Here is an 18,308-nt window from a genome sequence, read left to right as displayed (position 1 = left end):
CAGTAATCGGCCGGTGGGGTCTGGGCCTCGGGGGCGGGCATGCCGCCCACCGCGTGACACAGGCTGGGAAACAACAGCGCAGACCCGGGGGTGGTGACGTGGGTGTCCCCGCCCGGGGAGGTCAGGATCAGGGTGCCGTCGGCGAGTTGTTTCTCGGTCCAGCCCCAGAAGGTTTTCATCAAATGATGAGTGCGGCAGTAACACTTCATGTTGGTTACAAGTCGTTGATCTACCTGCTTCTTGCCTGCATTCTCCCAGTATGGCGCTGGTGAGCGTGAGCAAAGCTGGGTGAGCGTCAACGTACGTACTGAAGCCCGTACACGATCTATGGGGTTGTGCCGCCTCCTCTGAGTGAAGTCTCTTCAGATGTTGTCATCGCCTGTGGAGCATGCAGCCAATGACGATCCGCTTGGCCTGCTCGTACACGACCTAGGCGGTCTAGTGCTCCCGCGAGGGTGAACTTGCGCCGCCCGACGCAGGCAGCGACCACAGGCCCAGAGTTCGCATTGCGCCTGGACTATCCAACTATCCAACGGCTCTTCCCGATCGCGTCCGGAATTACTGCCATGCAGGCTTGTCGGCGTCGGTGCCTGGCTTGTTTACTCCCAGTGAGCCGTGGAGTTCTTGTGAGGGATCGGTAATCAATCGTACGACGAGTGCCGCGATGCTTTTTCGGGATACCTCGGTGCCTTTGAAAGGTTCTCCTTTCTGGGTGATCTCGTAGTCCACTTCGTCTTTGTCTGTAAGCCATGCGGGTCTGATGATTGTGTAGTCAAGGCGCGAAGACTCGATCACTTTCGCCGCTGCGGCGTAGGTTTCGAGATAGCCGCCGTCGAGCATCCGGTGGTTCCAACGGCCAAACTCGCCGGGGACTTCGTCGTAGATCCCTAGCGTCGAGATCCAAATGAGCCTTCGCACGCGAGCGCCCTCAAGCGCAGTGACGACCCCACGCGCTTGGTCCACGATATCTTTACCGCCAAGGTTGGCATAGACGATGTCCTGTCCCTCGACCGCTTGTTTCAGGAGACTTCCGTTAAGGACATCACCTTCTACTGCCGTTGCGCGGAGGTCGGGCAAGTCGTGCAAGCGTTGGTCGTTCCGTAGGTAGAGGGTGAGATTCACGCTCTCGTCGTGGAGCAGTTCGCGTACTACGATTTGCGCGATTCTGCCTCCGGCACCAAGTACAAGAACTCGTGTCATGAATGCTGCTCCTTCCGTCGTCGTGTCTGGTGGGCGTTATAAGCGGCCATCAAGGTATTTCCTACTCGGCCAAGTCCGGCACGACAGATACTGGCGAGCTGGCGGCCCCTCGGTTGTGCTGATCGCATGCTGCGGGAGAGCACGTGCCTATCGTGCAGGTAACCCGTCAGCTCTAGCGACTATCCCGCACTGCTCCAGCAAAGGGGAGTTAGCGATTCACGTCAACGATGATGCGGCCCCTCACTCGGCCCTCAAGAAGATCTGTTGAAGTGGAGATAGCGTCAGTGAGGCCGATCTCGTGGCTGATCTCTCCTAGGTGTCCGGTGTCGAGGTCCCTGCTCAGCCGGCCCCACGCTGTGACGCGTTTGGCGTGGGGCTGCGTGACACTGTTGATACCCAACAGGCTCACTCCGCGCAGGATGAATGGCGCAACAGTGCTTGGGAATTCCATGCCTTGAGCCATGCCACACGCGGCGACGGCTCCCTCGGCACTGGTGGTGGCACACACATTAGCCAGTGTGTGGCTGCCCACGGAGTCGATAGCGCCGGCCCAGCGCTCGCTGCCCAAGGGGCGGCCCGGTTCGGCGAGTTCGGCTCGGTCGATCACCGTAGCCGCACCCAACCTCCGCAGATAGTCTGCCTCAGCGAGGCGGCCGGTTGCCGCGACGACCGTGTAGCCGTTGCTCGCGAGCAGCGTGACCGCGATGCTTCCGACGCCGCCACTGGCACCGGTGACGAGTACTTCACCGTCACTAGGGGTGACCCCGTGTTGTTCGAGTGCCATCAGGCAAAGCATCGCTGTATAGCCCGCAGTGCCGATGGCAGTGGCCTGCGCCTCGGTGAACGAGGGGGGGAGTGGCACTAGCCAGTCCGCCTGGAGCCGAGCGATCTGTGCAAGCCCTCCCCAGTGGGTCTCGCCCAGTCCCCAACCGTTCACCAGAACGTGATCACCGGGTTTGTAGCGCGCGTCATTGCTGGCCTCAACGACGCCGGCTAAGTCGATTCCCGGGACCATCGGGAAGCGACGGACGACGGGGCCCCTACCGGTGATGGCCAGGGCGTCTTTGTAATTGAGGCTGCTGTATGCGACCCGGACGGTCACTTGCCCCTCAGGTAGGTCGTCGCTGCCGATCCGCCGCATTTCCGCACGGTAGTCCGTGTTGGTCTTCTCAACCACAATCGCGCTGAACATCGTATTCCCTTCTCCTACGCGCGGGCACATGCGAGGAATCCACTGAAAAACACGTCGAGCGGTTCGACTGTCCGAGCGAGTTTGGTGCGCAATACCGCTCCCTCCCAACCGATCCAGAAGAACCGTGATAGCGCGGCGCAGTCGGTGTCGGCCGGAAGATCTCCTACGTCAACGGCCAGTCGCAGGCAGTCCTGTAAGCGCTGCTCCCAGTCCTCAAGTGTTTCTTCGAGTTTCGTGCGATAGCTCTCGGGAAGTGTCCGAACTTCTTGCCCAAGATTGCCAACAAGGCATCCACGATCAAACCTGTGTCTGGCCATTCCGGCTTTCGCGTCCTCGACGAAAAGGGTCAGACGTTGCAGTGGTGGCAGACTGTCGTCCAACAGCCAGCGATCAAGTTTGCGCGCGAAATACTCCGCGTAGCTCTGCAGCACCTCCAGACCGAATGCGTCTTTGCTGTCGAAGTAGTGATAAAACGAGCCCTTCGGTACATCGACGCGCTTGAGCACCGATTCAATACCTGTCGCAGTGAGGCCCTGAGCAGTCAGGATTTCCATCCCGCAGCGAAGCAATGCTTCCCGCGTGTCTTCGTGGTCACGGCTGACTTTTGGCGGCCGTCCACGACGAGGCCGGACAATGGAAGCGCTCATGTGATGAGATTAGACCGATTGTCTCTAAATGTCCACGGGGGCGTTCAGCGCCCGGTGAGTTCGTGCTGCGCAATGGCGCACAAAAAATGCTCACTTGACCGGATATGTGCGTCTGGACGCGCGTGGTCGAGTTGGTGCCGTGCACGGCCAAGGTCCCTGTTCGGTCAGTTACTCTGCTCCTGTGCCTCGCCCGGGGAACCCGGATATCCGCAGACGGTTACTCGCTAGTGGACTCGAGCTCTTCTATGCCCGTGGCGTCAACGCGACAGGTGTCAAGGAAATTGCCGATCGTGCCGACGTACCGAAGGCGGCATTCTACACGTACTACGAGAGCAAAGAAGCCTTTGTTGTCGCAGTGCTAGGCCAGTACTGGCTCGAACTTCAGGACCGGTCGGGATCCTTGCTGCTAGGTCGCGGGACACCGGTTCGCCGCCTGCAACGCTACTTCGCGGTGATTGCCGACGAGCACGAGCGCCACACCTTTATGCGCGGCTGCCTAATTGGCAATCTCGCGCTCGAAGTCTCAGCCACCAGTGCGTCGGTCCACGAAAAGCTACGCGGCATTGTTTGTGTTTGGGAGCACGAACTGGCCGCTGTTTTCACAGAGGGAACGCCTCAACGGCGTCGCGAAGTCGCAGGTTTGATTATCGAAGCGTGGGAAGGGGCAGTGCTTCGCGCCAGGATCGATCGCACCCGCGCTCCATACGACCGTTTCTCACGAATAACCTTGCCGCAGTTGGTGGGTTTGGTCGGCACGTCCTGAAGTCCCGCCTCCATCATCGAGGTCCGAAAGGCCGGACTTGTTGATATCCGACCGGTCGTCTATTTATACTTTCCGGGCGCTGCCGTGTGTCGCGCACTAGCGCCCGATAGGAAAGGGACTCCCATCCAATGTCGACTTCATCCGTGTACGACGAGCCCGCAGAGCCCGGACTTCCGCCATCTGGCTTCCAGCTTGACGTGACGCACGCTGCGCTCGTCGTGACTGACCCGCAGAACGACTTTCTCAGCCCCGATGGTGCAACATGGTCGGTGTTCGGCGCCAGCGTCGAAGACAACGACACTGTCGAGCACATCGACCAACTACTGTCAGCTGCCAAGAGCGCGGGGATCACGGTTGCGATCTCTCCGCACTATTACTATCCATCCGATCAGGACTGGCAATTCGGCGGACCGCTTGAGCGCTTCATGCACAGTGTCGGTATGTTCGCGCGGACGCATCCGCTGCAGCTGGAAGGGTTCGACGGTTCGGGCGCGGACTATCTCGAGCGGTACAAGAACCGCATCCTGGACGGAAAGACGGTGGTCGCTTCTCCCCATAAAATCGTGGGTCCGCAGTCCAACGATCTCGTACTTCAGCTTCGCAAACGCGGTGTGACCCAAGTTCTTCTGGCTGGAATGGCCGCGAATCTGTGCACCGAAAGCCATTTGCGTGAGCTGATCGAACAGGGTTTCGAGGTTGTCGTCATCCGTGACGCGACTGCGGGTGCACGGTTGCCCGAAGGCGACGGATACTTGGCCGCCCTGATTAATTTCCGATTCCTCGCCTCAGCTATCTGGACCACCGATCAAGCGGTGGCTGAGTTGGCGCAAGCCACCTAAAGACCGATGGGCGCTGACGGCAGCAAAGTTGGTGTATCCATTGTTGCTGAGCTGAACTCGGTTGCCCTGCGAAGCTCAGCGGCGCCGTTGGTGAAAGTGCGCCGATAACGTATCGCGCAGCGTGCGCTTGAAGCCGGCCACGGGGATCTGATTCAAGATTGCGATCGTCGATATGTATTGAGTGCGATAGTTTGCGCATCCGTCGCACTCGGACAGGTGCGTTTCGAGCCTCACGTGGTCGCTCGAACCGAGCGAGTCGTCCAGGTATTCGGTGAGTAGTTCGGCGAGTTCGTTGCATCTCATCTGTCTGCATCCTTTCATGTAGTACATGAGCGACCGGCTCGCCGGCGACCATGCTCCCCGGTGCTTGAGGAAAAATTCCCGAGGATGGCTTCGTTGCTCCGACTCCTCGTCCAGTTTCTCGTCGCCAAGGGACTGCGACCTTTCCTCCTATGAAAGTTCGCAGACAGCTCTGTGAACCTAGGTGACTGATCCTGGGAAGAGCCGATTCCTTTGTGTAAGAGGCCTTCCTGTAGGGGGCCTTCGGCGATCGGTGTCCTGACGTAGTCGCGTGCGAGGCGTGGCGTCGTGGGGCTTGCAAGTCGACAACTTGCACGAAGCCGCCCTCGTCACCCGCACGAAGCGAGGTGACGAGGGCGGCTTCGGCCTCAGCGGCGTGTGAGTGCATCGACCAGCGTCCAGGCAGAGATTCCGAGCAGTGCGACGTCCTTGATCAGGAACTGACCAGTCGACGACAACACCGGGAAACCTCCTGCTGATGCTTCGAATGCACCAGGCGTACTGAGCACGAATGTCAGTGTTGTGGCGAACATGCCGATGGCCATGAGGCTACCGATCGCTGAGAGTCGAGGGAACCACGGTTTGACGGCGAGCAAGACCGCGATTGCGATCTCGACTACACCGAGTAGCGACGAAAAGGTGGTGATCGAGAAAATGTCGTACAGCCAAGACATGAAAGGGCTGTTCGACACGAATGGCGCGATGCCGTTGGCTTCGTACTCTGTGAACTTCAGCATGCCGATCCAGGCGATGACGACGACCAGCCCGTACCGTGCCAGGCCCGCGCCGCCACGTGCTACTGGCGACTCTGGGCGCACGCCGGCTTGAATCTGCTCGCGGATGGTAGCGATCATGATGACTCCCTTGCTAGTTGGGTTGACTACACCACTGAGTGCTATGCACTTCGGAAAGCGTTACAGCGCTTCCGTTTAGGTGGGTGTGCCGTACGTCATAGTTCCTGCGGGGATCTTGTGGGTCGAGACCGACGACGCGGATTGCGAGGTCTCGCCCTCGACCATTTGGGTGCCCACGCCCTTCCGCGCGGCGCTGCGGTCGTCGACGCCAAGTTCCTTTAGTCGCGGTAACCCCAGAAGTCGGCTTATCCGCCCCGTGTCGGCGCAATCGACCAGCACAGCACGGACCATTTAGCAGCGCAGCGCGGTCAGGGAAAACGCCGGCGTGGTCTGTCGGCCCTCGTAGTGCCGATTTGCTGTGTCGCGACTAACGGCCGAACAGATTTGGCGACCAATCTGCTTTGAGCAAGGCGATGAACGCAACCCTAAACGCACTGACCGCCACCAGACAGTGCTGGGTCTCTCCAGTTTTGGGCGACCTTGAGAGGCTATCGACGGCTAGGAGCGATGGTCCGACCATGTTGCGCAGCAACCGTTTCAGGCGGTAGAACACCGAATGCAACACGGTGCACACCCTGGCGAGAACGACCGCGAGTGTTCGCACTGCAGGTTCATCGGGTTCTGCGCCCCATCGGACTACTTGCCGGGTGACCTGCAGGCCAAACCGCCGATGCTGACCGGGTTACAATGATTCTTGCCTTGGCTTAGGCATGGTACACATGACGAGGTCGACGATGCTCGGCAAGCTTGCGGCGTTGCAGCAGACCTCGGCCCAGGAAGTAGACGCTGCGCGAGAATCGATCAAGTGGCCACCGCACCGCCGGCTTGGCACCGCCTCCCAAGCACTTTGAACCACCCCGGGTTTGATGCGCGTCAAACCTGGGGTGGTTCACGGGTTTTCGTATCGTTGCCGATTTCATTCGACTGCGGGTTCCTGGCCGGATGGCACGGTCGAACCTGCGCAGTTCGGCGAGTCCCTATTGAGTGGGGATCGTCCGAGTTAAGCCGCGCAGCAGAGCGCACCTCAAGCACGGTCACGCACCGACGGCCACCAACCAGCCGACCCGGCGGTGTTAGCGCAGGAAGACACCCCCTTTACGCCCATCTGAATATCGCGCTATTGGGATATTGACGTATCTCGATATCTAGGTTAGGGTTGGTGGCACCACGTCGTCAGGGGTGGTGAACAACGAAATCACGGAAGAGGTTGAGCCGGTTGTACTTCCGGCCCGCCCGCCAATCAGAAGGAGAAGCGCGCCATGTCCACGTCCCAGTATGCTCCGGACCGCAGCTACGGAATGTTCATCGACAACCAATGGGTGGACGCGGAGTCCGGGGAGACGATCGAGAGTATCAATCCCGCGACGGGTGAGGTGCTGACTCGTATTCCTAGTGGAACAGCCGCTGATGTCGATCGCGCGGTCCAGGCGGCGCAGCGTGCGTTTGCGGGCTGGAGGGCGACCACGGTGACGGAACGGGCGAACGCGTTGAACAGGATCGCCGACCTGCTGGAGGCTGACGCCGAGCGTTTCGCGGTCCTGGAGTCGCTGGATGTGGGCAAGCCGATTCGCGAGTCGCGCGTTCTCGACGTGCCCATCGCCATTGATCACTTCAGGTACTTCGCCGGAGTGATTCGCAGTCACTCAGACGAGGCGGCCGTGCTTGATGAACAGACCCTCAGCCTCGTGCTGAGCGAACCGCTTGGTGTGGTTGGTCAGGTGATCCCCTGGAACTTTCCGTTGTTGATGGCAGCCTGGAAGATTGCCCCGGCAATCGCCACAGGGAACACCGTGGTGATCAAGCCATCGGAGATGACGCCGGTCAGCATTTCCGAACTGGCAAAGATTTTCGCGCAAGTTCTTCCCCCCGGTGTCGTCAACATCGTCACCGGCACAGGGCCGGTTGCCGGCCAGGCCGTGCTGGATCACCCGACGGTACAGAAGCTGGCATTCACCGGTTCCACCCGAGTCGGCTACACCGTCGCCGAAGCCGCAGCCAAAAGACTGGTACCAGCAACGCTGGAGCTGGGCGGCAAATCGGCGAATATCGTTTTCCCCGACGCGAATTGGGACAAGGCCGTCGAGGGGGCAGCCCTGGCGATTCTATGGAATCAAGGCCAAGCCTGCGAATCCGGAGCTCGCCTCTTCATTCACGAGTCGATCTACGACCGTTTTATCGACGAACTAAAAGCCAAGTTCACCACGGCCCGCGTGGGGGATCCCCTCTCACCAGACACCCAGGTGGGCTCGTTGATCAGCAAAGCCCAGCTGGAGCGCGTGTTGGGCTATGTAGAAACCGGTCGTGCTGAAGGTGCCACGGTTTTGACGGGTGGTCGCCGGCTCACTGGCGGGGACTACGATTCCGGATTCTTTGTCGAGCCGACAATATTGGTCGATGTGCGCAACGATATGCGCGTTGCATCGGAAGAGATCTTCGGCCCCGTTCTCGTTGTTATCCCATTCAAGGACGAGGATGAAGTTATCGCCTTGGCCAACGACTCAGAATACGGACTCGCCGGCACAGTGTGGACCCAAGACATCAACCGTGCACTTCGCGTGGCACGCGCGGTGGAGACCGGTCGGATGTGGGTGAACACGGCCCATGAGATCCCTGCGCATGCACCCTTCGGGGGCTACAAGAAATCCGGTCTGGGCCGCGAAGCCTACAAATCCATGCTTGACGCGTACACCCACAAGAAGAACATCTACGTGAGCATGAACGAAGCTCCGCGCGGACTGTTCTAAATCGCGTATCCCATCGCTGCACAAGATTGAAACCATCACACCAACACCGGAAAGAAAAGAAATGAAAGACTCAGTGCTGTTCACCGCTACCAAGCTCGGCCCCTATGAGGTCAAGAATCGCATCGTTCTTCCCCCGTTGACCCGTTCGCGCAGTTCGCAGCCCGGCAACGTACCCAACGAACTCATGGCGGATTACTACACGCAGCGCAGTGGTGCCGGGTTCATGGTGACCGAAGGTACGCAGATCGAACCGCGCGGGCAGGGCTACGCCTGGACACCCGGGATCCACAACCTTGAACAGGTTGCGGGTTGGCGCAAAGTCACCGATGCGGTTCACACCGCCGGTGGGGTGATCTTCAACCAGCTCTGGCATGTGGGACGGGTGTCGCACACCTCGTTGCAGCCCGACGCCGGCGCACCGGTCGCCCCGTCGGCCATCACCGCGGACGCCGTGAAGGTTTTCGTCGAAACGGGCCCGGGAGCCGGAGCGCTGGCGCCGCCGTCGCCGCCGCGGGCTCTGACGACCGGCGAGGTCAAAGACGTCGTGCAGCTCTACGCCGACGCCGCGCGCAATGCTCTCGACGCCGGATTCGACGGGGTGGAAATCCACTCAGCCAACGGGTACTTGGTCAACCAGTTCATGTCCACCCATACCAACCACCGCAACGACGAATACGGCGGTTCCCTGCAGAATCGCCTCCGGTTCCTGCGCGAGGTGGTCGAGGCAGTTGCCGGCGTCGTCGGTAAAGACCGTCTGGGTGTGCGGTTTTCGCCATTGTTCACCACCACTGGCGAAGACCGTGTCTACCTTGGCCTTGTCGAAGATGACCCCCATGAGACCTACATCGAGGCGGTAAAGATCCTCGAAGAGGTTGGCATCGCATACGTGTCGTTGGCCGAGGCCGACTGGGACAACGCTCCCGAAATGCCGGAAAGCTTCCGTGTCGCAGTGCGCGAAAACTTCAGCGGAACCATCCTACTGGCGGGCAAGTACACCGCCGAACGCGCAGTCCGTGCCATTGAGGCTGGCTGGGCCGACTTGATCGCCTTCGGCCGACCGTTCATCGCCAACCCAGACCTGCCCGAACGGATCGCCAACGACTGGCCGCTCAACACCCCCGACCCGAGCACCATGTACGGCGGCACCGAGAAAGGCTACACCGATTACCCCACCTACCGTAGCTAGTAACCGAACCACGTCTTGCCGTGCAGTCGATCAGGCTGCACGGCAAGACGAGTCGCACCTCGGATGCTCCGCGGCCCAGCCGAACCGCCTACGAGAAACGTTTCATGCGGACCCAACCGCGAAGCCGCCAACGAGGTACGACATGCGCCGACGACGATCACCGATGGGCCGCGCAGCGTTCTGGCCAACTACCCAGCGCATCGGCACAAACTCGCAGGTACGCTAGTCCCTATACACGACAGGATCCGCAACATGTCTGTTCTCCAGCTCCCGGTGTGTCGAACTAGCAACGCCGCCACTGGATGTAGGCCCACGTTTACTAACTACTGTGCAACATCCTTCAGATCGGCGGCCCACCCGCGTAGCATGACCACGAAAGGGATCATAAAATGCTGAGCACTTCACCTGAACGTACTAATTCCCAGAATTCAATAAGTATTGATGTCAACGAGGCATTGAAAGCCCTCGATAACCCTACCCGATTAACGATACTCAGTTGGCTCAAGGATCCGCGAAAAAATTTTCCCGAACAGGATATCGATCCACAAGAAGTCGGCGTGTGCGTGAGTATCATTCAAAAACATGTCGGCTTATCACAGTCGACAGTGTCGTCATATATGGCAGTTCTGCAACGCGCGCAATTGGTAACCTCCCGACGGATCGGGCCCTGGACATACTACAAAAGGCACGAAAAGAATATTGAGTCGCTGCTGGAAGCCTTGAATGCGCTGATTTAACCGCTGCGCGCTCTCCTTCGCTGACCAACTGAGCACGAGCCAGCCAGGTAATAGCCTGCGGTAAAATCGACAGCCGTCATTTCACTTTTAACTGAACACGCGAGGACGCGGGGCTACCATCATTAACTGAGACGGCTTGATATTGCTTCGCGCAGCCCAGCCCGGCATCCACGTCAACGCCATACCGTTACAGAGGCAACTCCACTATGTCACCAAGTTCTGACAAACAGATCGGCGCCGCCCCAATCGCTCTTCCCGAACGTTCTCGATACATCCGGCACATGCGGCAGGTCAGTCATTTCGCGGAGTATCGATGATGCCAACGCCTGTAGTATTCAGCGACCTGGACGGTACGCTATACGTTGGTGACGAGCTCGTTCCCGGCGCGCCTGAGGCTGTGACAAGACTCCGAAACATGGGTTGCACGCTCCGTTTTCTCACCAACACCGATACTGTGCCACCACAGACCCTCCAAGAAACACTGCGCGAGCGCGGATTCGACGTTCGTGTCGGCGAAGTTTTCACCCCCGTATCCGCTGCCCTGCAACTCTTTGAAGCAACGCGCGGCCGGATCAACGTATTGCCGGTGGTGTCAAGCGCCTTGCTTCCGACATTTGCCCCCTACCGCCACGCCGGCGGTGCGATCACCCATGTCGTCGTCGGCAACACTCACGACACGCTAACGCATCAGCTACTCGACTTGGCGTTTCGCGCTCTCGAGCGCGGTGCGACCCTTATAGCACTCCAAAGAGGGAAGTATCGAAAACGCCCCGACGGCAACCATATCGACACCGGTGCGATCACGGCAGCACTTGAGCACGCCACCGGCGTCACCAGCAAACTCCTCGGCAAACCATCACCAGAATTTCTGCGATCCGCCGCAGCGAGCGTGCCCGTCAAGCCGAACGCACTCTGGCTGATCGGCGACCAACCCGCCAACGATATTGCCATGGGAAACGCGGTAGGCGCACACACAATCCAGGTACGCACCGGCATGTATGCCGACCAAATCGACCTTACCCAGACACATCCCGCAGAAACCACTCTGGACTCCATCGTTGACATGCCCGCTTGGCTAACGCGCAACGAGCACCAGCACTGATAGCCATCTAGCCGTACGACGGTGCCTGCGCTGTGAGTGTGGTAGTAACCGGTGTACGCGGCTTTACGGCCCGTGCCGCCAGACGTGCTCATCCACCCCGCGCACCGCCACGCCATCCAAGCGGGCCTGGTCAGCGATGAGCAAACCGCTGGCCCACCGTCAGTTCGGCTGGGAGCGCCCCGCGGCGCCTTCGGCTCACACCGGACCGCCTATGACCGATCAACCGAAAGGACCGCTGGCACTGGGAAGCCCGTCCCACCCGGCGCCACGAGACCAGCAACCGCGACCCGCCCACAAGCCTGACCCCGTCAACTGCGACCCGGAGTCCGGCGACCATCGCCTTGGACGGAAATCGAGACTAAGACGCCCCAATACCATCTTCCTAGATATAGCGATATCGCGATATCTAGATTAGAATCGTAGGAGTGACGCTCCGATCGGCAATTAATCTGCGAGGGCCGCAACTGACGCGGTGCCCAGCGAAAGTCGCCCAGCTGCTACTTGCCGGGTCGGCGTGCGTCGCTGCGATAGTATTCGCCGCAACGGCGACAGCTGAGGATTCTGCTAGCGATGCTGGAGCTGAATCGCCCAGCATCAGAATGACACTCGGCGAGACGACGACCAAGACGACGGCTCCTTCTGAACCTCGCACGCCGTTCGCTGAGCCAGCCGTCAAGGCAATGGTGCCCTGCGGATTCACATTCGGCTGCTGAGCGTGCCCAAGAGACTGCCAAGCTCGTCCCAATCGATCCAAACGACAGACCCAGTCTAGCCACCCGGATCTTTCATCCGAAACCCGTGAAGTGAAAGGTGTTTCGTGATCAGCAAGGACATGCCTGAGGCTGGGCGCCCGTCGCTGATGGCCATGTCTAACGATTTGACCACCAAGGTGGCAATCGCCTTCGAGGCTATCGGTCAGCCGACGATGCTGCGACTGACCATGTCGATGACAGCGCAGCAGTGCAACAGCCTTCGATGCTGCGGTGTTGGACATATAGCATTGACCTGCAACTTATTTGGAACGAGATGCTGTAGCAGGGGCTGACCAGATAATCGACTGTGACCACACCGCAGTGGACGTTGGAGCCACTCTGGTCCGGGCAAGTGTAGATGCCGGTCAGCCGTATCAGGGACCGACTTGGTGCGAGGGCTCCCTCGTCGGGACACCTTGGCGCACTTGGTGTTCGATGTCGTCTTTCTTGGTCCACTGAGAAGGGTGACCGGGTAGATGCCCAGATTGCCGGCGGACTAGCTCGGTGAAGTTCGCCGAGAGCGTGGAGGCATCGACAATAGGGGTCGAGATGCCAGGGAAACGGAAGAAGTACGACTAGGAGTTCCGTGAGGGTGCGGTCCGGATCGTCGAAAAAACGGGTAGGCCGGATCGCCCAGGTTGCTCGTGACCTGAGCCGTATGAGGGCACGCTGGGTAGCGCGGACACGGGCGGCCCGCGAGGGTCGCGGTGAGCTGACCCAGTCTAGCTGTATGTATCGCGCCAGTGGATCATATCTTTGAGTTCGCGAAAGTCGAATCCGTCTGCGTTCGGGTGGATTTCAGTGGTAAAGAACGTTACCCCCATACTCGCAAATGCGTCGGCGTCGGCGCGGCCTGTCCAGTGCACTGCGCGTTCAATCGCCGACTCATCGCGCCCTACTACCTGTGCCAACTCGCCAAGCAGTGCATTCTTACGCCGGTACTCGGCGGGGCTGGCGAACGTATGCCAGATGTCGGCGTACCGTGCCACCAAAGGCAGCGTGCGGCGCACCCCCATGCCGCCGATGAGAATCGGGATGCTGCGTGTCGGAGCCGGTATCAGTTTGTCGAGCCGCTCGCTTATGCGTTTCAGGCTGCTCTCGAATAGGTCCATCCGTGACTTGACGGTACCGTACTCGTAACCGTAAACGACGTAATCCTTTTCATACCAACCGGATCCAATCCCCAGAATCAGGCGGCCATCGCTGATGTGATCGACTGTGCGGGCCATGTCAGCGAGAAGATCCGGATTGCGGTAACCGACACCAGTTACGAGCAAGCCGATCTCGGCGCGTGAGGTGATCTCGCCCCATGAGGCCAGCGACGTCCAGCCTTCGAAATTATTGACGTCGGGCTGCACGGGTAGGAGCTCGGGCAACCCGTCGGAGGTCGGGGCGGTTGCGGGCTTGTGGAAATGGTCGTAGCCGAAGATTGCGTCTACGCCGAGTTGTTCGGCGGTGATCACTGCGTCGCGCCAGGTGCGGTAGTCAGGGGTGTCTCCTGGCCACAGCTGCACACCGACGCGAACAGGCAGGTTCCGACGGTTAGACATATTGACATACCTCATATTTCAATGGGATGCGCAGGACACGCACTAATCGATGCGCGCCGCATTCGGCGCCCGTGTGATCGGAATTGATGGCAGCATGGACTGTGCAGTTAGCTGGTGTTCAGACGGCGGTGCGGCCGCCATCTACAGCGAGGGTGACCCCGTGGATGTAGCTGGCTTGGTCGCTCGCCAAGAACACAATCGAGTTGGCGATTTCTTCAGCCTGCGCGGGACGGCCCGCGGGAGCAGGGCCAACCAGTCCGCGAAGCCCCTCACCCATAGCAGCGGTGCCTTCGGTGAACGTCGGTCCGGGGCTGACCGCATTGACCCGTATGCCCCGCGGTCCGTACTCGGCTGCCCACGTTTTGGTGAGGGATACGACCGCGGCCTTGCTGGCGCCGTACAGGCTGGTTCCGACGTTTCCGTACTCGGCAACCATCGTTGTGACATTGACGATCACGCCATTGCTGCGTTCGGCCATCTTGGGGGCTAGTTCGGCAACCAAGAAGAACGGAACGCGGACGTTGAGATCGAACACCGCGGTGAAATCTTCTTCGGTCATCGATTCGGTGGGTCCGAACGGATAGACGCCGGCGTTATTCACCAGCACATCGACATGGCCGAGCCTTGTAATAGCGTCAGCAGCGAGCAGCCTCGCGGATTCGGCGTCGTGCAGGTCACTGCTGAGAAACTCGGCCTTGCCACCCGTGGCCTCGATCTCTCCTACTAGCTGTTGCCCACGCTCCGCGCTCCGGCCTGACACGGCCACTACGGCACCGTGACTAGCCAGAGAGACGGCAACAGCCCGCCCGATTCCGCTAGTTCCGCCGGTGATGAGAACGCGTGCCTCGGACAGTTGCACAGCCATCGTTCATCCTGCTTTCTTATGGTCGACCGGATTGTGTGCCGCGGCCAAGGTTTCTTCGTACGATCACATGCGACCAATGAGTGTGCGGACGACGGTCAAGCGTTACAACTCTCGGCCGTCCCGCAGAGTGCTATAGGGTTCAGCGTGGCGATGCTCGCGCTGGAACACCGTGTGTGCAGGGTCTGCTGGCAAGCCGATCCCGAGTGGAAGGACAAGTATTGCGTTCGTCGGGCTTAGCACCCCGCCCCCGCGATCTGGACACCGCGGGCGGACTGACACATCCGCCAGTTCTAGAAATGAGGAGGTCGTCCCGATGAGCAATTCAGAGCGCGTGACGTTCGCTGGCAGTAGCGGCTCGCTGTCTGGGCGACTGGAGACTCCAGAACAGCCACCCACGACGTGGGCGGTATTCGCACACTGCTTTACCTGCGGAAAAGACAACTCGGCTGCGGCGCGAATCTCTCGTGCCCTCACCGGCAGTGGTATCGGCGTCCTACGCTTCGACTTCACGGGGTTGGGGGACTCCGAGGGCGACTTCGCCGCGACAGGATTCAGTTCCAATGTCGATGACTTGGTGTGTGCAGCCGACTTCATGCGAGCGAGCCACGGTGCGCCAACGATGCTGATTGGGCACTCCCTCGGTGGGGCTGCGGTGCTTGCGGCGGCGTCGCGAATCGATGACGTCAATGCCATTGCCATCATTGGTACACCGGCAGATCCCGGTCACGTAGCGGGCCTGCTGCGCCAGTCATGCGACGACATCGCGGCAGGTGAGGCGACTATATCTATCGCCGGTCGCGAGTTCCGTCTGCAGCAGCAGTTCCTCGATGACATCGCAGCACAGCCCCAGCGGGAACGTATCCGAGCGGCCGACGCTGCACTCCTAGTGTTGCATTCGCCGACCGACCAGGTGGTCTCAGTCGACAATGCCCGAGAGATCTTCGACATCGCGCGGCACCCCAAATCCTTTGTGGCACTTGACGGCGCTGATCATCTGCTCAGCTGCCGTGACGACGCCGAGTACGCCGCTACTGTGATAGCTGCCTGGGCTGGCCGTTACCAGAAGCACCGTGCGAGCACAGGTCTGACTCGCAGCGACCCTCCGCCGGGTGACGACGGTGTCGTACGGGTCGCAGAGCGGGGTGATGCGAGAAATCTCACCCAGGACATCACGGTCGGTTCTCACCGCCTTGTTGCAGACGAACCTCGTCCGATCAGCGACGACATGGGCCCCACCCCGTACGACCTATTGCTCGCCGCGTTGGGAGCCTGTACGTCGATGACGATCAGGATGTACGCCGAACGCAAACAATGGCCACTGGAAAGCGTGGTTGTCGATGCCCGCCATTCCCGTGTCCACGCGCAGGACTGTGCCGGGCTCGACAAAACGAAAGGGTTCATCGATCGCATTGAACGCAACATCATGTTGCAGGGACCACTGAGCGCCATCCAACGCGACAGGCTCATGGAGATCGCCAGCAGGTGCCCAGTGCACCGCACTCTCCGCTCCGAAGTGGACATTCGCACGACCGGGCGACTCCGTGATAGTAATCATTCCCAGCTTTGACCAGCATCCTCCATCATCGGCGGAGTCGCCCGCGGAGCCCGAAGCACGAATCGTGGGGGCCGCGAACGCTTCATCGCATGAGCCCATTGCGTCCCGTTGGCGTAGTGCGGATTAATGTCCGGTACAGAAGTGGTAACAGGGTAGTTTGCGCGAATGCGCATCCGACCGGGCACCGTGGTGCGCCGGAACCCGCCCACAGGTAGCCTGAACCCCGCGGCGATGAGCTCGAAACGACTCACTTGTGTTGCTGTGCCGCAAAGTACGCCGATACTTTTTTTCACGAACGCGATATCGCGTTACTTCTCGGCGATCCCCGCACGCAACCGGGTGCCAACTCGGCACGCTCGACCGCGGTCAGTCACCATCCGGTGAAACCTGTGCGCATCGGTGGCAGCGCCGTCCCGGAGCCATTCGGCCGCCACCCATTTACGTAACAGGTGCTCGTGAACATTGAGTTCCCGGCCGATCTCGGCGACCGGCTGGGCCACCATCAATCACCCGCCGAGCGGTTTGAACCTTGAACTCCGCCGTAAACGACCGACGAGTCCTGGACATACCCCATCCTCCCAGCGGAACCCCGTGCCCCCGCTATCTCGGGTGTCCACTGAAACTGGGGAGGCTCACCACACGCCAACGCCCGGGTGACCAAGAGCGCAAGCATGCAAATAGTTGCGCACGAATAGGTTTGGTCAAGTTAATCCCGACGAAGCCCGCTGTGACCTTCGCAAGCCGATGCCCGAGTCAAACAGCGATAAATGCTACCAACAACTGTAGGCGCCAGCCCCGCGCGATCGCGCGTGCTTGCCAGGCGCTAGGACTGCATCATTTGGCGCGCAGGTGGCACTCTGTGGTTGTAACAGGGCGTCACCGCCAATCCTTGAAAACCTCAAGTAGCTGCGCGCGGAATTCCGGTGCCAACTCGCTTTCACGGATCCGGCCCAACGTGCCGATAGTGACCCGAAACTGCTGCAGGTAGTTATCGCATCCGTCGCATTCGAGCAGGTGCTCATCGAACCGTGCCCGCGTTTCGAGGTCGAGTGAGCCGTCCAGATAGGCAGTGACAATTTCGACGAGCTCGTTGCAATCGAGTGGGTTCACGACGCATCTTTCAGATAATTTTCGAGAGCCGCTCGAATCACCGCACGGCCACGATGAAGCAGTACCCGCTGGTTCGCAGCGCTGATCTCGAGTAGTGCACAGACCTCATCGGAATCGAGACCGAGCATGTCGCGCATCGTCACGACAATGCGCTGACGCTCGGGCAGCGTATCGAGATTGCGCTTGGCGACGTCGGTGAGTTCCCTGCTCAGAGCCGAGCCCTCAGGGGTGTCCGGGAAAGGCGTCGGTGTCTCCTCCGCCTTCCAGTGCCCGGGCAGCTCGTCGCCAGCAGCACGGAACCGCTCGGGGTCAACTGTGCCGCCGGTGAACGCTTTGATCTGAGTGTCGACGTGCCTGCGTTCCTTGAGCCCTCTAGCCTTGGCGATATTGACAAGAACCGTAAAAAGCCAAGTACGTAGGGACGACCGTCCCTCGAATCTGTCCAAACCCTTAAGGAGCGCGATCCACGTCTCCTGCACGACGTCCTCGGCATGCTGCTCACTCGGCACGTAACCACGCGCCACCCGCAGCATCGCCGGAGTGTGACGATCGACCAACCGAGCAAAAGCTCGATGGTCGCCGGCGCGAAGTGCAGCGACCAAAGCGCCCTCGTCTTCCGAAACCGTGGCTGCGGTCATGGTCACTCAGCGACTGTACTCTACCGGTATAGCGATGGCGCTACCGTCGGCTCAGCCATACCCGTCATACTTCTATTGACCGGGATTCCCAATCAGGTGCGAGCTGAATTGCCTACATTTCGGCAGAACTGCGCTCTCGAACGACTTGGTGAAATACCTGTAAAGTTCGGCCGGACGATGCGGCCGCGAGGTCTCGCCCTTGATAGCAGTAAGGAAACTCCTCACCGCCGAGGTCAGACATCGTTGTCAGGAGTTGGTCGTGACCTGATCTGCG

17 protein-coding genes and 1 pseudogene are annotated in these 18,308 nt (G+C 60.0%); 7 read left to right on the top strand and 11 right to left on the bottom strand.

The genetic code is table 11. The features are described 5' to 3' along the window. The 4 genes and pseudogenes from AO501_RS34740 to AO501_RS03420 form a co-directional block, all read right to left on the bottom strand. Positions 1–215, bottom strand: a pseudogene (locus tag AO501_RS34740) (hypothetical protein); the annotation flags it as partial. A gap of 343 nt (positions 216–558) precedes the next feature. Next, positions 559–1,200: an SDR family oxidoreductase gene (locus tag AO501_RS03430; RefSeq protein WP_016343728.1), complete on the bottom strand. Its 642-nt coding sequence runs from the start codon at positions 1,198–1,200 to the stop codon at positions 559–561. Between the two features lie 208 nt (positions 1,201–1,408). After that, entirely contained in the window at positions 1,409–2,392 is a 984-nt protein-coding gene (locus AO501_RS03425) for an MDR family oxidoreductase (protein ID WP_041927776.1), read from the bottom strand. A 14-nt stretch (positions 2,393–2,406) separates the two neighbouring features. Further along, positions 2,407–3,039, bottom strand: a complete 633-nt coding sequence (locus tag AO501_RS03420) for a TetR/AcrR family transcriptional regulator (protein WP_016343726.1) — start codon at positions 3,037–3,039, stop codon at positions 2,407–2,409. Between the two features lie 181 nt (positions 3,040–3,220). Here AO501_RS03420 and AO501_RS03415 point away from each other — a divergent pair, with 181 nt between their 5' ends. Together AO501_RS03415 and AO501_RS03410 are read left to right on the top strand one after the other, a co-directional pair. Continuing rightward, positions 3,221–3,802 carry a TetR/AcrR family transcriptional regulator gene (locus AO501_RS03415; protein ID WP_055576391.1) on the top strand — a complete coding sequence of 194 codons (582 nt, stop codon included), beginning with the start codon at positions 3,221–3,223 and terminating at the stop codon, positions 3,800–3,802. 143 nt (positions 3,803–3,945) lie between these two features. Beyond that, positions 3,946–4,641, top strand: coding sequence for a cysteine hydrolase (locus AO501_RS03410; protein WP_226069240.1), 696 nt, complete (start codon positions 3,946–3,948; stop codon positions 4,639–4,641). 75 nt (positions 4,642–4,716) lie between these two features. Here AO501_RS03410 and AO501_RS03405 read toward each other — a convergent pair whose 3' ends face one another. Both AO501_RS03405 and AO501_RS03400 read right to left on the bottom strand, forming a co-directional pair. Beyond that, the gene (locus tag AO501_RS03405; protein ID WP_016343723.1) at positions 4,717–4,944 is read right to left on the bottom strand and encodes an anti-sigma factor family protein; all 228 of its coding nucleotides are present in this window, start codon (positions 4,942–4,944) and stop codon (positions 4,717–4,719) included. A gap of 365 nt (positions 4,945–5,309) precedes the next feature. Next, on the bottom strand, positions 5,310–5,792 hold the full coding sequence (locus AO501_RS03400) for a YkgB family protein (protein ID WP_041928033.1): 483 nt from the start codon (positions 5,790–5,792) through the stop codon (positions 5,310–5,312). Between the two features lie 1,262 nt (positions 5,793–7,054). On the opposite strand from AO501_RS03400, the gene AO501_RS03390 reads away from it, so the two are divergent. The 4 genes from AO501_RS03390 (at position 7,055) to AO501_RS03380 (ending at position 11,564) form a co-directional block, all read left to right on the top strand. Continuing rightward, the gene (locus AO501_RS03390; protein ID WP_016343721.1) at positions 7,055–8,539 is read left to right on the top strand and encodes an aldehyde dehydrogenase family protein; all 1,485 of its coding nucleotides are present in this window, start codon (positions 7,055–7,057) and stop codon (positions 8,537–8,539) included. A 61-nt stretch (positions 8,540–8,600) separates the two neighbouring features. Further along, on the top strand, positions 8,601–9,725 hold the full coding sequence (locus AO501_RS03385; protein ID WP_016343720.1) for an alkene reductase: 1,125 nt from the start codon (positions 8,601–8,603) through the stop codon (positions 9,723–9,725). A gap of 389 nt (positions 9,726–10,114) precedes the next feature. Then, positions 10,115–10,462 (top strand): ArsR/SmtB family transcription factor, encoded by a 348-nt coding sequence (locus AO501_RS34735; RefSeq protein ID WP_196760141.1) that lies wholly within the window; start codon positions 10,115–10,117, stop codon positions 10,460–10,462. A gap of 313 nt (positions 10,463–10,775) precedes the next feature. Beyond that, positions 10,776–11,564 (top strand): HAD-IIA family hydrolase, encoded by a 789-nt coding sequence (locus AO501_RS03380; RefSeq protein ID WP_016343718.1) that lies wholly within the window; start codon positions 10,776–10,778, stop codon positions 11,562–11,564. 1,474 nt (positions 11,565–13,038) lie between these two features. Here AO501_RS03380 and AO501_RS03375 read toward each other — a convergent pair. Together AO501_RS03375 and AO501_RS03370 are read right to left on the bottom strand one after the other, a co-directional pair. Continuing rightward, entirely contained in the window at positions 13,039–13,866 is an 828-nt protein-coding gene (locus AO501_RS03375; RefSeq protein WP_016343717.1) for an LLM class F420-dependent oxidoreductase, read from the bottom strand. Between the two features lie 118 nt (positions 13,867–13,984). Continuing rightward, positions 13,985–14,731 carry an SDR family NAD(P)-dependent oxidoreductase gene (locus tag AO501_RS03370; RefSeq protein ID WP_087139732.1) on the bottom strand — a complete coding sequence of 249 codons (747 nt, stop codon included), beginning with the start codon at positions 14,729–14,731 and terminating at the stop codon, positions 13,985–13,987. Positions 14,732–15,044: 313 nt separating this feature from the next. Between AO501_RS03370 and AO501_RS03365 the strand changes: the two genes are divergently transcribed. Beyond that, complete coding sequence (locus tag AO501_RS03365; RefSeq protein ID WP_016343715.1) at positions 15,045–16,298, top strand: bifunctional alpha/beta hydrolase/OsmC family protein; 1,254 nt, start codon at positions 15,045–15,047, stop codon at positions 16,296–16,298. A gap of 296 nt (positions 16,299–16,594) precedes the next feature. Here the strand turns inward: AO501_RS03365 and AO501_RS34730 are convergent, their stop codons facing one another. The 3 genes from AO501_RS34730 to AO501_RS03350 all read right to left on the bottom strand — a co-directional run bounded on the left by AO501_RS34730 (position 16,595) and on the right by AO501_RS03350 (position 18,034). Continuing rightward, positions 16,595–16,789 carry a hypothetical protein gene (locus AO501_RS34730; RefSeq protein WP_016343714.1) on the bottom strand — a complete coding sequence of 65 codons (195 nt, stop codon included), beginning with the start codon at positions 16,787–16,789 and terminating at the stop codon, positions 16,595–16,597. A 373-nt stretch (positions 16,790–17,162) separates the two neighbouring features. Further along, positions 17,163–17,396, bottom strand: a complete 234-nt coding sequence (locus tag AO501_RS03355) for an anti-sigma factor family protein (RefSeq protein ID WP_016343713.1) — start codon at positions 17,394–17,396, stop codon at positions 17,163–17,165. Further along, complete coding sequence (locus tag AO501_RS03350) at positions 17,393–18,034, bottom strand: RNA polymerase sigma factor (RefSeq protein WP_016343712.1); 642 nt, start codon at positions 18,032–18,034, stop codon at positions 17,393–17,395. Before AO501_RS03350 ends, AO501_RS03355 begins: the two co-directional genes overlap by 4 nt. Positions 18,035–18,308: the final 274 nt, after the last annotated feature.

Source organism: Mycobacterium gordonae (genome assembly GCF_001417955.2).
Taxonomy (GTDB): Bacteria; Actinomycetota; Actinomycetes; order Mycobacteriales; family Mycobacteriaceae; genus Mycobacterium; species Mycobacterium gordonae_B.
The sequence above is the reverse complement of the archived record's forward strand: the minus strand, read 5'-3'. Positions and strand labels throughout refer to the sequence as shown.

Excerpts from the sequence above, each read along its gene's own strand:
- AO501_RS03430 (WP_016343728.1), bottom strand. The coding sequence starts at position 1,200 with ATGACACGAGTTCTTGTACTTGGTGCCGGAGGCAGAATCGCGCAAATC.
- AO501_RS03425 (WP_041927776.1), bottom strand. The coding sequence starts at position 2,392 with ATGTTCAGCGCGATTGTGGTTGAGAAGACCAACACGGACTACCGTGCG.
- AO501_RS03420 (WP_016343726.1), bottom strand. The coding sequence starts at position 3,039 with ATGAGCGCTTCCATTGTCCGGCCTCGTCGTGGACGGCCGCCAAAAGTC.
- AO501_RS03405 (WP_016343723.1), bottom strand. The coding sequence starts at position 4,944 with ATGAGATGCAACGAACTCGCCGAACTACTCACCGAATACCTGGACGAC.
- AO501_RS03390 (WP_016343721.1), top strand. The coding sequence starts at position 7,055 with ATGTCCACGTCCCAGTATGCTCCGGACCGCAGCTACGGAATGTTCATC.
- AO501_RS03385 (WP_016343720.1), top strand. The coding sequence starts at position 8,601 with ATGAAAGACTCAGTGCTGTTCACCGCTACCAAGCTCGGCCCCTATGAG.
- AO501_RS34735 (WP_196760141.1), top strand. The coding sequence starts at position 10,115 with ATGCTGAGCACTTCACCTGAACGTACTAATTCCCAGAATTCAATAAGT.
- AO501_RS03380 (WP_016343718.1), top strand. The coding sequence starts at position 10,776 with ATGATGCCAACGCCTGTAGTATTCAGCGACCTGGACGGTACGCTATAC.
- AO501_RS03375 (WP_016343717.1), bottom strand. The coding sequence starts at position 13,866 with ATGTCTAACCGTCGGAACCTGCCTGTTCGCGTCGGTGTGCAGCTGTGG.
- AO501_RS03370 (WP_087139732.1), bottom strand. The coding sequence starts at position 14,731 with ATGGCTGTGCAACTGTCCGAGGCACGCGTTCTCATCACCGGCGGAACT.
- AO501_RS03365 (WP_016343715.1), top strand. The coding sequence starts at position 15,045 with ATGAGCAATTCAGAGCGCGTGACGTTCGCTGGCAGTAGCGGCTCGCTG.
- AO501_RS34730 (WP_016343714.1), bottom strand. The coding sequence starts at position 16,789 with ATGGTGGCCCAGCCGGTCGCCGAGATCGGCCGGGAACTCAATGTTCAC.
- AO501_RS03350 (WP_016343712.1), bottom strand. The coding sequence starts at position 18,034 with ATGACCGCAGCCACGGTTTCGGAAGACGAGGGCGCTTTGGTCGCTGCA.